The organism is Arthrobacter sp. N1, assembly GCF_048288285.1.
GTDB lineage: Bacteria > Actinomycetota > Actinomycetes > Actinomycetales > Micrococcaceae > Arthrobacter_D.
On record NZ_CP102608.1, the window covers coordinates 3,410,380 to 3,422,857 of the forward strand.

Annotated in this window: 13 protein-coding genes; 5 read left to right on the top strand and 8 right to left on the bottom strand. The window is 72.1% G+C overall.

Translation table 11 applies throughout. The annotated features are described in order from the left end of the window. The first annotated feature begins 1 nt into the window (after position 1). Complete coding sequence (locus tag NVV32_RS15880) at positions 2–1,459, top strand: rhamnulokinase (protein WP_422390802.1); 1,458 nt, start codon at positions 2–4, stop codon at positions 1,457–1,459. A gap of 125 nt (positions 1,460–1,584) precedes the next feature. On the opposite strand, the gene NVV32_RS15885 is transcribed toward NVV32_RS15880, so the two are convergent. Together NVV32_RS15885 and NVV32_RS15890 are read right to left on the bottom strand one after the other, a co-directional pair. Continuing rightward, entirely contained in the window at positions 1,585–1,968 is a 384-nt protein-coding gene (locus NVV32_RS15885; protein ID WP_422390803.1) for a DUF2256 domain-containing protein, read from the bottom strand. A gap of 16 nt (positions 1,969–1,984) precedes the next feature. Further along, positions 1,985–2,920, bottom strand: a complete 936-nt coding sequence (locus NVV32_RS15890; protein WP_422390804.1) for a DUF1206 domain-containing protein — start codon at positions 2,918–2,920, stop codon at positions 1,985–1,987. A gap of 126 nt (positions 2,921–3,046) precedes the next feature. Between NVV32_RS15890 and NVV32_RS15895 the strand changes: the two genes are divergently transcribed. After that, a complete protein-coding gene (locus NVV32_RS15895) occupies positions 3,047–4,609 on the top strand; it encodes a diguanylate cyclase domain-containing protein (RefSeq protein ID WP_422390805.1) in 1,563 nt (520 codons plus the stop codon). 109 nt (positions 4,610–4,718) lie between these two features. Here the strand turns inward: NVV32_RS15895 and NVV32_RS15900 are convergent, their stop codons facing one another. Together NVV32_RS15900 and NVV32_RS15905 are read right to left on the bottom strand one after the other, a co-directional pair. After that, complete coding sequence (locus NVV32_RS15900; protein WP_422390806.1) at positions 4,719–5,483, bottom strand: MerR family transcriptional regulator; 765 nt, start codon at positions 5,481–5,483, stop codon at positions 4,719–4,721. Positions 5,484–5,661: 178 nt separating this feature from the next. After that, positions 5,662–5,925 (bottom strand): hypothetical protein, encoded by a 264-nt coding sequence (locus tag NVV32_RS15905; protein WP_055766661.1) that lies wholly within the window; start codon positions 5,923–5,925, stop codon positions 5,662–5,664. Between the two features lie 158 nt (positions 5,926–6,083). Here NVV32_RS15905 and NVV32_RS15910 point away from each other — a divergent pair, with 158 nt between their 5' ends. Next, positions 6,084–6,500: a helix-turn-helix domain-containing protein gene (locus NVV32_RS15910; protein ID WP_422390807.1), complete on the top strand. Its 417-nt coding sequence runs from the start codon at positions 6,084–6,086 to the stop codon at positions 6,498–6,500. A 28-nt stretch (positions 6,501–6,528) separates the two neighbouring features. Here NVV32_RS15910 and NVV32_RS15915 read toward each other — a convergent pair whose 3' ends face one another. After that, positions 6,529–7,758 carry a PucR family transcriptional regulator gene (locus NVV32_RS15915; protein ID WP_055766658.1) on the bottom strand — a complete coding sequence of 410 codons (1,230 nt, stop codon included), beginning with the start codon at positions 7,756–7,758 and terminating at the stop codon, positions 6,529–6,531. Between the two features lie 265 nt (positions 7,759–8,023). Between NVV32_RS15915 and ald the strand changes: the two genes are divergently transcribed. After that, positions 8,024–9,139 carry an alanine dehydrogenase gene (gene ald, locus NVV32_RS15920; protein WP_422390808.1) on the top strand — a complete coding sequence of 372 codons (1,116 nt, stop codon included), beginning with the start codon at positions 8,024–8,026 and terminating at the stop codon, positions 9,137–9,139. Positions 9,140–9,159: 20 nt separating this feature from the next. Here ald and NVV32_RS15925 read toward each other — a convergent pair whose 3' ends face one another. From NVV32_RS15925 to NVV32_RS15935, 3 genes are all read right to left on the bottom strand, one after another. Next, complete coding sequence (locus NVV32_RS15925) at positions 9,160–10,227, bottom strand: Gfo/Idh/MocA family protein (protein WP_422390809.1); 1,068 nt, start codon at positions 10,225–10,227, stop codon at positions 9,160–9,162. Positions 10,228–10,242: 15 nt separating this feature from the next. Next, entirely contained in the window at positions 10,243–11,070 is an 828-nt protein-coding gene (locus NVV32_RS15930; protein WP_055766645.1) for a GAF and ANTAR domain-containing protein, read from the bottom strand. 135 nt (positions 11,071–11,205) lie between these two features. After that, positions 11,206–11,799, bottom strand: a complete 594-nt coding sequence (locus NVV32_RS15935; protein WP_422390810.1) for a TetR/AcrR family transcriptional regulator — start codon at positions 11,797–11,799, stop codon at positions 11,206–11,208. A gap of 114 nt (positions 11,800–11,913) precedes the next feature. On the opposite strand from NVV32_RS15935, the gene NVV32_RS15940 reads away from it, so the two are divergent. Beyond that, positions 11,914–12,474 carry an NAD(P)H-dependent oxidoreductase gene (locus NVV32_RS15940; protein WP_055766640.1) on the top strand — a complete coding sequence of 187 codons (561 nt, stop codon included), beginning with the start codon at positions 11,914–11,916 and terminating at the stop codon, positions 12,472–12,474. The last annotated feature ends 4 nt before the right edge of the window (positions 12,475–12,478 follow it).

Here is a 12,478-nt window from a genome sequence, read left to right on the forward strand (position 1 = left end):
CATGGGCGCCCCTCCAGCACCCGTGTTCGCTGCGGTCGACATCGGGGCCTCCTCCGGCCGCGTGATCCTCGGCAGCGTCTCCGGGGGCAGCCCCCGCCTCACGACGGTTCACCGCTTCCCCAACGGCGCGCAGTTCCTCGGCGGCGCGCTGCGGTGGGACATCGATGCCCTCTTCGCCGAGGTGGTGGTGGGGCTGCGCCTGGCGGCCTCCGCCGCAGCGGAGTCGGGTCTGCGGATCGCCGGCATCGGCATCGACACCTGGGCCGTGGACTACGGCTTGGTCGACGACGGCGGGATCCTGCGGCACCTGCCCTTCAGCTACCGCGACACGCGGACCCGGGCGACCGTCGACGTCGTCCACCGCACGCTTCCACCCGAGACCCTCTACGACCGGACCGGGCTGCAGTTCCTGCCCTTCACCACGGTCTACCAGCTCGCCGCCGAGCGGTCGCTCGACGGCGTGCAGGCCCTCCTGATCCCGGACCTGCTCGCCTACCGGCTCACCGGCGAGCGCCGCACCGAGGCGACCAACGCGTCCACCACGGGCCTGCTCGATGCGCGGACGGGTACCTGGGCCGAGGATCTCCTCGACGCGCTCGGTCTCCCCGGTGACCTGTTCCCCCCGCTCGTGGAACCCGGAGCCGTCATCGGGCAACTGCTGCCCGAGGTCGCTCGCGCCACCGGACTGCCCGAGGAGACGGCCGTCGTCGCCGTCGGCTCCCATGACACCGCCTCCGCGGTCGCCGCCGTCCCTGCCACCGGGCCGGGCTTCGCCTACATCTCCTCCGGCACCTGGTCGCTCGTCGGCGTCGAACTCGACGCGCCGATCCTCACGGCCGCGAGCTGCGCCGCGAACTTCACCAACGAGCGGGGTGTGGACGGGACCATCCGCTACCTCCGCAACACGGGCGGGCTGTGGCTCCTCCAGGAGTGCCTGCGGGAGTGGGCCGTCGAAGGGCCGGTCCCGGATCTGCCGACCCTGCTCTCGGCTGCCGCGACGCTCCCGGCGGGCGGGCCCATGATCGACGCCGAGTCCACGGATTTCCTCGCGCCGGACGGGATGCCCGGCCGAATCCGCCGTGCGGCCGGCGATCTCCCGACCCGGGAGTCGGTGGTGCGGTGCATCATGGACAGCCTCGCCGACGCCTACGCGCGCACCCTCCGGGACGCTGCACGCCTCTCGGGACACACCATCGACGTCATCCACGTGGTCGGCGGCGGATCGCAGAACGCCCTCCTCTGCCAACTGACGGCGGACCGCACGGGCCTGCCGGTCCTCGCCGGTCCCGTGGAGGCGACAGCCCTCGGGAACATCCTCGTCCAGGCGCGGGCGGCCGGCCTCCTGGAGAGCGGCCCCGGTCTCGGGAGCATCCGGCGAGCGGCGTACGCCGCGGCGGACACGGTCCGGTACGAGCCTGCACGCAGCGGGGCACGGACGACCGTGCCCCAGCAGGCCTGACGTCCGCGGGCGAACGCCCTGGCGACGTCTGTGCGGCCGGTCCGGACGATGGATGGTCCGGGCGACGGCACGTCTTGGCGTGGAGCACCGACGATGGCGGGACACCTGCCCGCAGTGCGGCGCGATCAGCGGGGTCGGCGCAGTGTGACGGGGCCCTTCGCCGTCGAGGGATCGACGACGACGCCGCGCTGCACCATCTCCGCGAGTCCGCGGGCGGCGAGCCTTCGGGCGGCGTTCCGCGCCGGCTCGTGCAGCGACGCACCATGTCCGCCGAGGGCCGCTGCGGCGTCGGCCGGGTCGACCCCCGAGCCGCGTGCTCCGGCGCCGAGCCGCCCGAGCAGCCACTCCTCCAGCGCCGTGTCGATGGCGCGGACCTTGCGGGACCGGCAGGCGTCGCTGCAGTAGGCGACGTCCTCCCAGTTCCGCTCCCACTTCTTCCGCCACTCGATGCGGCGTCCGCAGGAGCGGCAGGACCTGGGCTCGTGTGCCGGCCCTGCCGACCTCACCATTGCCGCACCACGCCCGTCACATGCGCCCGAAGACGGAGCGGATCACGGCGAACGCGCCGTAGCAGATGAGGCCCAGGGCGACGGCGGTCAGGACGTACGTACCGAGCGGGTGGTGCTGCAGGGCCTTGAGGCTGCCGTCCAGCCCCGTCGACTCCTGGGCATCGCGGACCAGGCCGGCGGTCACGAACAGGCCGCCCACCAGGAGGAGCGCGAGGCCCTTGGCGACGTGCCCCACGACCCCGACCACCTCGATGATGCGGCCGTGGGCGGTGTCCTCGAAGGTCCTGAGTTCCGGGCGGAAGTTCCTGCGCACCCCCTTCACCACGAAGTGGACGCCGATGCCGAGGATGATGCCCGCGGTCAGGAACACGAGCAGCACACCGAACGCCGAGGCCAGCAGGGCCCTGGTGAAGTCGACCGTGGACTCGGAGGAGTCCGGCCCGTCGCCGAGGGCGAACCGCGCGAAGGTCGCCGCCATCGACCCGTAGATGATGACGAGCGACCCGGACGAGATGAGCTTGCCGAGGCGCTGCTTCCGCGGGAGGTGGCGTGCGCGGAGGGTTGCTTCGCTGAACTGCCAGAGCGCCAGGCCCGCGCAGCCGACGGCACAGATCCACATCAGCGCCGTCCCTGCGGGCCCTTCCGCGACCTCCTCCAGCGCACCCGTCGGTTCGGCCTCCCCGTTCCCCCCGAAGGCGATCCGCAGGGCGATCAGGCCGATCAGGATGTGCACGACCGCGAGCGCTCCGAATCCGAGCCGCGCCGCCACGTCGAGGACACGCGTGTCGGAGACGTGCTCGACGGCGTCGGCCGCGCGGCTCGCACGGCCCCGCAGGCCCGCGCTGCTGTCCGTCGTCGCCACCGTGCCCTCCCGCATCTGCCCCAGCCGTCCCTTCCGCCGGTCGGCGGGGACGCTCCGGACGTCTCCCCTCCAGCATAGGAGGAGCGGCACCCCCTTGAGGCTGTCGCTCCGAGGCGGCACACTGGTGGTGCCGGTTGCATCGGCACCACCAGCGCACACCCCGGTCTCACCCCAGCAGTACGTCGGACAGCGCTGTCTCGACCACTGGGAGTGCACATGCTGAATGAGGACGTCGTGACGGAGAGCGGCTCGCTGCGCCTCGCGCAGGAGCGGGACCTCATCGTGGGGCTGGAGGCGGTGGAGATCAGCACCGACCTGCCGCAGGCGATGATCGACGCGGCCGCGATCAAGGCGGCCGCGGAGGAGTTCGGCCGCACCGACGTCGCCCTGTGGGCCGAGGTCACCGCACTCGACGCCCTGACCCGGACCGAGGGCGCGCGCGACGCCCGGGCTCGGGGTGCGCGCATCCTCGGCTGGGCGACCGAGCAGGGCGACACCCGGCTCGCCAGCCGCTGTCATGCCCTCCTCGCGATGACGGACCTCATGGCTGGCCTCTCGGGCGCCGGCGCCGAGCACGCCACGATCGCCGTAACGCTGCTCGACGGGACCGAGCTGCCACGCCTCCGCGCGAAGCTGCTCACCCGCCAGGCGGTCGGCCTGTTCGCCGCGGGCCTGCCGCAGCACGGCTTCGACGTGACCCGGCGAGCCCTGGCGCTCGCGGAGCGGCTGGCCGACCACGAGCTGAAGGCCCAGCTCGCCTCCAACGCGTTCCACGCCGCCATGGACGAGGCGCTGCCGGAAGAGGCATCCCTGTGGACCGAGATCCTCGACGAGGTGGTCGCCGCCGCACCGCACCTCGAGAGCGAGTTCAGCGATGTCCTCATCCGCGGTCACCTCGCGGCCGGCCGGCCGGAGGACGCGTCGGTGGTGCTCGAGCGGTACGGCATGGACGTCACCCCGGGATCGCAGCCTGAGCTCCGCGCGAGCCGGAGGCTCCTCCTCGCGCAGATCCACCACGGGCTCGGGGAGCTGGACCTCGCTGTCCGCGCCCTCGACGAGGCAGAGGCCCTCACGACCCTGCACGAGCTCGAGGAGATCGCGGCGTCCGTCCTCGAGGAACGCGCCGCCGTCGCGGCGACCCAGGGTGACTTCACACTCGCCTACGAACTCCACCGTGCGTTCCACAGCGCCTCCCGGACCCGCTGGCTCGAGGCCCGGCGCTCCCAGGTGGACCACCTGTTCGCGGCCCAGAACCTCACCGAGGCGATCGTCAGGGCGGAACAGGCAGAAGCCGCCGTCGCCGTCGATCCCCTCACCAAGGTGCGCAACCGGCGCTGGGTCGAGGACTCCCTGTCCGACGTCGTGCGGTCATGGCAGACCGGCGGCGCCTGGACCGGGTCCCTGGCCATCGTGGACCTCGACCACTTCAAACAGGTCAACGACCGCTTCGGCCACGCTGCCGGGGACGACGTCCTCGTGTCGGTCGCCGAGTGCCTGCAGGAATGCCACGGCGTCCGGGACGTCGCGCGCATCGGCGGCGAGGAGTTCCTGCTGGTCCTCAAGCAGCACGCGGACCCGCAGGATGTGGCGGACGCCGTCCTGTCCGCTGTCCGCCATCTGCGATGGCCCCACATCCACCGCGGGCTCCACCTCACCGCGAGCCTCGGCTTCGCGGGGTGCGTACCGGGCACGACGTCGTCCGCCCTCCTCCGGGAAGCGGACCTCAACCTCTACCGTGCCAAGCGCACGGGACGGGACCGGGCCGTCGGACCCTGGTAGCCACCCCTGGATCCACAGAGGATGCACGCCGTGCAGGGCCGGCCGGGTACGGGCCGCACGGGCCGATCGGGCGGTCCGGCCGGACGGGTGCGGACCGTGCGGGCCGGTCTCAGGGCCGGCGTGCCAGCCATGCCTCCAGCGACGCCCGGACGAACTCGGCGCCGCCCGGTCCGCCGTAGTTCGCGGCGAAGCGCGGGTCGGCGACGTACATCTCGCCGAGCCCGAGGAGATAGTCGGAGGACAACCGGCCCTCGTCATCGCGGGGGACGCCCGGCACGGTCGAGAGCCAGGCGATGTGCCGGTCGGCCAGCCGGCCGGCCTCCGCGCTGCCGGCCGACACCCCCGTCGACGCGGCGGCCGTCCAGGCGGCGTTGAGGTCCGCCACCTCGTCCTGGAAGGCGCGCCGTTCCTCCTCGCTCCTGCCCCGCCACCAGGAGTCGCCCTGCGCGTAGGCGTCCTCGCCCCATTGCTCCGTCACCTCCCGTTCGTGGCGGGTGTGGTCGAATCCGTCGAACATGGTCTCGGGCATCGGTTCTTCTCCTCGTTCGAGGGCCTCCACCGTGGTGAGGACCGCGTTGATCTGCTGGTCGAGCCGGCGCTGCTCGCTGCGGAGATGATCGAGGTGTGCGCGCAGGGCCGATGCCGGACTGCCGCCCGGTTCGTCGTCGACGATGGTGCGGATCGCCGGCAGGGACAGCCCCAGGGTGCGCAGCAGCAGGATGCGCTGGAGCCGCAACAGGGCAGCGGAGTCGTAGTACCGGTACCCGTTCGCCCCGATGCGTGTCGCCTCGAGCAGGCCCACCTCGCCGTAGTGGCGCAGCGTCCTGCTGGTGGTGCCCGCCAGCCGCGCGACGACCGTGATGGGGTAGTCCATGCCGCTCCTTCCTCGTACCTCCGGCGCTCAGGGGCACCGGTGGGTACAACGGTAGGAGTTGACGCAGCGGCAGGGTCAAATAAGGCGTGTCGGCCACGGCGCGCAGATAGTGGACAGGAGCCGTGGGTCTCCGGTCGGGCCGGTCAGCCCGACCGGACAGCGGTGCACTGCGGAAGCGTCAGCTGTACCAGAACCACTGGGGCGGGCGCCACGACGTCGGCACCGTATGGGCGTTGAAAGTACCGCACTCTGAGCAGCTGTAGCTGGCACTCGCCGGAAGCAGGTCCGTGGAGTGGTCGGCCTGCCGAGCCGGGACGAACTCCTCGAAGATCAGGTAGTCGTCGGTGTGGCACCGGGGGCAGGAGGGTGATTCGCCCGTGTCGAGGAGATGAGAGGTGGGGCCGCTGGTGCGCAGGCTCCGCCCGTGATCGATGGTTGTCATGAGATTCACCTTTTTCGTCTTGCCTCCGGCACTGGAAACAAGTAGTAAGGGTACTTATACCTAGAATATAGACTCCCGCTCCGCCGTGCGGAAGCAGGGATTTCTCGGCGCCGGGGTGGGGTCCGGATGCCGCGACGCCGGCTGGCACAATGGGCTCCATGACTTCCAGGGCCCCGAGATCGTCACCAGCCCTCCCGCCGGAACTGGCGGGTCCGCTCCGCCGGGCCCTCGACTCCAGCCGCGACGTCACCGTCTTCGTGGACGGCACGGCGCACCGCCTTCCCGCGGAGGCCCAGGCCGCCGTCGTCGACCTCCTCGCCCGCCTGTCCGACGGCGATGCCGTGCAGGTGACGTCCGTCGCCGAGTTGCTCACCACGTCGCAGGCGGCGGAGCTCGCCGGGATCTCGCACAGCTACCTCCGGAAGCTCACGGATGCGGGAACCCTCCCGGTCGAGTACCGGGGCTCGCACCGGCGCCTCCGCAGGGCGGACGTCGAGGAGTGGCTCCGTGGCCAGCTCGAGCGCAGGGATCCGGCCGGGGCACCGCACGGGGCGGACGCGGCCGGGTCCCGCTGACGGCCCGGCTCAGCTCGGTGGGACGCGGTCAGTCGCGCTCGAAACGGGGCCGTGACCGCCAGCGCTGGGCCTTGAGGGCCAGGTGCAGTTCGAGGCGCACCAGCCCCGCCAGCGGATCGACGCCGATGATGGAACGAATGCGCGCCAGCCTGTTGTAGACACTGCTGCGGTGGAGATGGAGCTGGGCCGCGACGTCCTGCACCGACCCGTTCTTGTCGTAGAGCAGTTCGAGGACCGGAAGGAGTTCCTCCACACGGTCGGCCTCGCTCAGCTCCGCGAAGTGGACGCTGCCCTGCGCGGGAGCCTGCCAGCCGGCGGCGCCGAGGAACTGGTAGGCCCCGATGTCCGCATAGGCGCAGGTCTCGCCGAGCTGCGGATCCACTGCGGCGGCCTGGACGGCATGCTGCGCCTGCAGCATGGCCTCCATCAGGTCCCGTGGATCGGCCGCGGTCTCGCTCAACCCGAGGATGAAGCGGCCGGCCGACCGGCCTGCGCGCTTCTCCACCTCGCGGGTGTACCTGTCCAGCACCTGCGCCAGCGCCGTGCGGCCCACGTCCGCCGCGCACAGGAGGACCGAGACGTCCGAGGACCCGGCGCTGAACAGGACGGGTGCGACGCCGACCGTCGCCTGCAGCGCGAGGGTGCGCTGCAGCAGCGCGGCCTCGTTCGGGTCGCCCCCCTCCCTCGGTGCGGTCGGATGGGGGACCTCGTACACCATGGCGATGCGCCAGGGGCCGTGGCCACCGAGCTCCCGCCAGCCCCGCAGCTCCTCGACGGCGGTGGCGACGCCGCGGCAGGCCGCCAGGAACGTCCCTTCACGCCGGGTCCGGCGCTCGGAGGATGCCGTGTCGGTCTCGAGGAGCAGTTCGGCCAGCCGGTCGATGGTCGGCCGGACGGCCGGGAGCGCGGCCAGGATCCCGGCGGCGGGGTCATCGCTCGACTGCTGCTGCACCCACAGGTAGCCGACCCGGAAGCCCCGGACGAGGAGGGGGACGCAGACACGTCCGAGCATCCCGAGATCCTCGTTCGCCGGAACGGCGACGGCGCGCACGGCCTGGGTGATGCCGTGCCGCTGCTGCCACTCGCTGACGTCGGCGGGGACCCGCTTGCTGAGGAGGAAGTTGACGCGGACGCGGTCGGCCGAGGTCTGGTGGCTGCTGTAGGCGAGGAGCACGCCGTCGGGATCCTCGAGCGAGAGCCCGCGTCCGAGGCGCTGCGCGATGGACTCGACGACGTCCTCGATGGCCTGGTTCTGCACAGACCAACAGTAGGGCGACCGGTCGTCGCGGGCGACATCTGCCGCGCCCGGACTCGACATCTGTCGATGGCGGCATCGACGTCGCCGTGCTAGTGGTGCGCGTCACAGAGCCACGGTTCCGCGGCGGGGCGCCGTTCCGCCCCTCCGGGCGGGCCGGCCGGCGATGCTCCACGGTGACGTTGATCCGGGACCCCCGATCGGGCCGCCCGGCGCGGGCCTATCGTGGAGTCACCCCGTCCGCCCCGATCGCAGCCTGGAGAATCCCATGATCATCGGCGTCCCCAAAGAAGTGAAGAACAACGAGTTCCGGGTGGCGATCACCGCGTCCGGCGTCCATGAGTTCCGCGCCCACGGACACACCGTCCTGGTCGAGCGCGGTGCCGGGACCGGATCCAGCATCACCGATGCAGAGTACGAGGCGGCGGGAGCCGAACTCGTGGACGAGGCCGACGACGTCTGGGCCCGCGCGGACATGGTCATGAAGGTGAAGGAACCGGTCGCGGCGGAGTACCACCGCTTCCGCGAAGGGCTCATCCTGTTCACGTACCTCCACCTGGCTGCCGAGCCGGAGCTGACCCGCGCCCTGCTCGACGCCAGCGTCACCGCCATCGCCTACGAGACGGTGCAGGACGGCCGCTCGCTCCCCCTCCTCGCTCCCATGTCCGAGGTCGCCGGCCGTCTGTCCGTCCAGGTCGGCGCGCAGGTGATGACGGCACCCGCCGGCGGCCCGGGCCTGCTGCTCGGCGGGGTGGCAGGAGTGCGCCCCGCCAAGGTGGTGGTTCTCGGCGCGGGCGTCGCGGGGACCAATGCGACGGCGATGGCGGTCGGGACGGGTGCGGAGGTCACCATCCTCGACATCGACATCGCCCGGCTGCGCGAGATCGACGCGCTCTACGCGGGCCGCGTCAAGACCGTCGCCTCCAACTCGCTGGAGATCGAGACCTCCGTCCTCGAGGCGGACCTCGTGATCGGCTCCGTCCTCATCCCGGGCGCGCGCGCCCCGAAGCTCGTCACGAATGCCCTCGTCGCGCGGATGAAGCCCGGCAGCGTCCTCGTCGACATCGCCGTGGACCAGGGCGGGTGCTTCGAGGATTCGCGCGTCACCACCCACGAGGACCCGACCTTCCGGGTCCACGGGTCCCTCTTCTACTGCGTGGGCAACATGCCCGGCGCCGTCCCGAACACCTCGACCTACGCGCTGACGAATGTGACCCTCCGCTACGCCGTCGCCCTCGCGGACAAGGGCGTGCAGGGAGCCTTCGCCGCCGATCCGGCGCTGGCCCGCGGACTCAACGTCGCCGCGGGCCGGGTGGCACACCACTCCGTGTCGGCGGCGCACGGCCTCGAGCTCGCCGAGGACTGGGCCGCGCTGGTCGGGTGACCTGTCCGCCGGCCGCGCGCTCAGCGCGGGCCGCGCCGGACGGGGAACGCCGCGTGGACCCGCTCGATGAGCCGGACGACGGCGAGGGCCTCCTCCACCGCAACGGGAGGGGGTCCCTCCCCGTCGATCGCCGCGGCGAGGCCGGCGTAGAACGCCGGGTAGTCGCCCGGTCCCACGGGGAAGGGCTCCGCGGTCCCGCCCGCGCCGAGCACACCGCGGCTCGCGCCCGGCAGGCCGGCAGCGGCTACGGCGACTCCGGCCGGAGGGACACCCCGGTCCAGCAGCGCCTCCTGCGGGTCCGTCCCGGTGATGACGAGCGAACCGGCGCTGCCGGTCACGCGGAACCGTGGGCGGGCCAGCGGCTCGAGCGTGCCGGCGCGCACATGGCTCGTCACGCCCGACGCGTGCTCGATGACGACGAACGCCGTGTCCTCCGCGGAGGTGTCCTCCCGGTTCCGGTGCAGCTGCGCGAAGACGGCCTCCCCCGGGCCGAAGAGCACCAGCGCCTGGTCGATCAGGTGGGTCCCGAGGTCGTGGAGGACGCCGCCGCCCGCAGCGGGCGCCGCCTCGCGCTTCCAGGCCTTGCCGACGGTCGGCTTCCAGGACTCGACAGCGGACTCGACGCTCCGCACGGACCCGAGCCTGCCGGCGTCCACCGCTGCCCGCACGGCCAGGACGTCACCGTCCCAGCGGCGGTTGTGGAAGGGGACGAGGAGCCGGCCGGCCTGCAGGGCGGCGTGGCGCAGCCGTTCGCCCTCCTCGGCGTCGACGACGAGCGGCTTGTCGACCACCACGTGCAGGCCGGCCGCCAGGGCCGCGGTGGCCAGCGGACCGTGCGTCGCGTTGGGCGTCGTGATCACCGCGAGTTCGAGGGCCGGCACCGCGCGGAGTGCGTCGCCGAGGGTGCCGACGACGACGGCATCCGGATGTTCCGTCCGTGCCGCGTCCTGCCGCGCCTCGCTGCGCGTGACCACGGCGGCGACATCGAAGCGCGGGTCATGCCGGAGCAGCGGGGCGTGGAAGACGCGGCCGCCGTGGCCGAACCCGACCAGGACCGTGCTGATCGGACGGTCGGGAGGTGCTGACACGGGCGCGCGGAAGGATCAGGACGGGTCGAAGTGCGCGCGGGGCACGGAGCCGTTGAGGCCGGCGACCATCCCCGCCGCCAGGACGCGCAGCTTGACGTTGCGGGAGTTCGACGCCCGGCGGAGCTTGTCGAACGCGTCCTTCTGCGAGCAGTTGTCCTGCCCCATGATGATGCCGACGGCGAGATCGATCTCCGTACGGGTCTGGAGGACTGCGTGCAGGTCCTCCGCGGTCGCCGTGTGCTGCGCCACCCTCACCGCGAGCTTGAGTGCCTGCGACGCCTGGACGGTGAAGGCCCGTGCCACCCGGCGGTACTCGTCGCTGAAGACCGAGCTGTCCTCTGCGTACAGGTTCAGGGCCGCGCGGGCGGACCCCTCGAGGTCCAGGGGGAGGCAGAACATGGCGCCGACGTCGTTGCGGGCGATGTGCCGCATGAAGTCCGGCCAGCGGTCCTCGGAGACGACATCGGCGATGAAGACCTCGTCGTGGACGCGGAGGGCGTGCAGGCACGGGCCGTCGTTGTGGTCGTACTGCACCTCGTCCATCGCACGGGCCTTCTCGCCACTGCTCGCGACGGTGAGCTGCTCGCTCGGAGACCGCTGCAGGGTGATCCCGCAGTAGGTGTCCCCCTGCGTCCCCAGCGTCTCGGCCGTGAAGTCCGCGAGCTCCTGGAGGAAGGACCGGACGTCCGGATGGTCGACGAGCAGGTCCTGGAGTCGCGCGGCGGCCTCCGCGGGCGGCAGGACCTCCACCTCGTCGGCGACCATGTGGAGGATGCGCGAGGACGGGTCGTCGCCGGCGGATGTCGCCCGGGCATCGGCCTGCGCCTCGGGTAGCTCCTCCATACCGACTCCAACCTCGACTCGCCCGCCGGCAGGCTGCCGGCGCTTTTTCCACAGTGTACAAGGGGTCGGCGATCACCCCGGACCGACATCGGACCGCCTACCGGGGCCCTGAGCGGCGGAGCCGGCGGCGCGCCGTCAGGCGGCGAGAGCAGTGACGAGGGCGGCCCACGAGGCGGTCAGCCGCTCTCCGGACATCCCCCGATCGTCCTGCAGGTGGAGCAGCAGACCGGCGTTGAGGACGGCGGCCAGGTGGTAGGCGCCCACCTCGGGATCGGATACCCCGATCTCCCGCAGCAGCATCGCGAGGTGCAGGCGGACCAACCGCTGCGTCGGGTGCTCGAGATCGGGTCCGCCCTGCTGTTCCGTGGCCCGGAGGATCTGTCCGTCCAGGCGTATCCTGGCGATGCTCGCCTCTCCGAAGGCGATGAGCCGCTCCAGCGGCGGGGCGCCCGGGCCGAGCGGCGGCGGACCGCTCATGAAGGCCTGCTGCAATTCCCGTCCGGCCTCGTCGGCGAGTGCGTGCATGAGGCCCGCCCGGCTTCCGAACCGGCGGAAGACGGTTCCCTTGCCCACCCCCGCCCTGCGCGCCACCGCATCGGTGGTCAGCCGTTCCGCACCGCAGGTCGCCACGATCTCGGCCGCGGCGTCGAGCAGGAGCCGGCGGTTCCGCGCCGCATCCATGCGTTCTCCATCGTCGCCCGTGACCCGGAGCAAGCCCTCCCCCTGCATGGGGCAAGCATAGACCCGGAATAAAACGGACCGTGGTCCGCTTGACCCTGAGCAGACGCGGTTCGATACGTCCGCACCAGCCCCGGCCGCGAGGTCACTAGCAACGGAGATTTCATGACCACCACGATCCTGACACTCGTCGGCAGCCTCCGCGAAGGCTCCATCAACCGCCAGCTCGCAGAGGCCGCGAAGGAGCACGCGCCCGACGCCGTGACCGTGGTGACGTTCGATCGCCTGAGTGAGGTCCCGTTCTACAACGAGGACATCGACAACGACGCCGACCGCCCGAAGTCGGCCGACGACCTCCGCGCCGCGGCCGCCGACGCGGATGCCCTCCTCCTCGTCTCGCCCGAGTACAACGGCACCATGCCCGCCGTCCTGAAGAACGCGATCGACTGGCTGTCCCGCCCCTACGGCGCCGGCGCCATCTCGAGCAAGCCGGCCGCCGTCATCGGGTCCGCCTTCGGCCAGTACGGCGGAGTCTGGGCCCACGACGAGGCCCGCCGCGCCCTCGGCGTCGCCGGAGCGTCGGTCGTGGACGACACCAAACTGTCCATCGGCGGATCGATCACCCGCTTCGCCGAGGTCCACCCGAAGGACGACGCCGAGGTCGCCGGCCAGGTGTCGGACGTCCTCTCGGCCCTGGCGGGAGCTGCGTCACCCGTCGCAGCCTGAGGCT

Excerpts from the sequence above, each read along its gene's own strand:
- NVV32_RS15880 (WP_422390802.1), top strand. The coding sequence starts at position 2 with ATGGGCGCCCCTCCAGCACCCGTGTTCGCTGCGGTCGACATCGGGGCC.
- NVV32_RS15885 (WP_422390803.1), bottom strand. The coding sequence starts at position 1,968 with ATGGTGAGGTCGGCAGGGCCGGCACACGAGCCCAGGTCCTGCCGCTCC.
- NVV32_RS15895 (WP_422390805.1), top strand. The coding sequence starts at position 3,047 with ATGCTGAATGAGGACGTCGTGACGGAGAGCGGCTCGCTGCGCCTCGCG.
- NVV32_RS15900 (WP_422390806.1), bottom strand. The coding sequence starts at position 5,483 with ATGGACTACCCCATCACGGTCGTCGCGCGGCTGGCGGGCACCACCAGC.
- NVV32_RS15905 (WP_055766661.1), bottom strand. The coding sequence starts at position 5,925 with ATGACAACCATCGATCACGGGCGGAGCCTGCGCACCAGCGGCCCCACC.
- NVV32_RS15910 (WP_422390807.1), top strand. The coding sequence starts at position 6,084 with ATGACTTCCAGGGCCCCGAGATCGTCACCAGCCCTCCCGCCGGAACTG.
- ald (WP_422390808.1), top strand. The coding sequence starts at position 8,024 with ATGATCATCGGCGTCCCCAAAGAAGTGAAGAACAACGAGTTCCGGGTG.
- NVV32_RS15930 (WP_055766645.1), bottom strand. The coding sequence starts at position 11,070 with ATGGAGGAGCTACCCGAGGCGCAGGCCGATGCCCGGGCGACATCCGCC.
- NVV32_RS15935 (WP_422390810.1), bottom strand. The coding sequence starts at position 11,799 with ATGCAGGGGGAGGGCTTGCTCCGGGTCACGGGCGACGATGGAGAACGC.
- NVV32_RS15940 (WP_055766640.1), top strand. The coding sequence starts at position 11,914 with ATGACCACCACGATCCTGACACTCGTCGGCAGCCTCCGCGAAGGCTCC.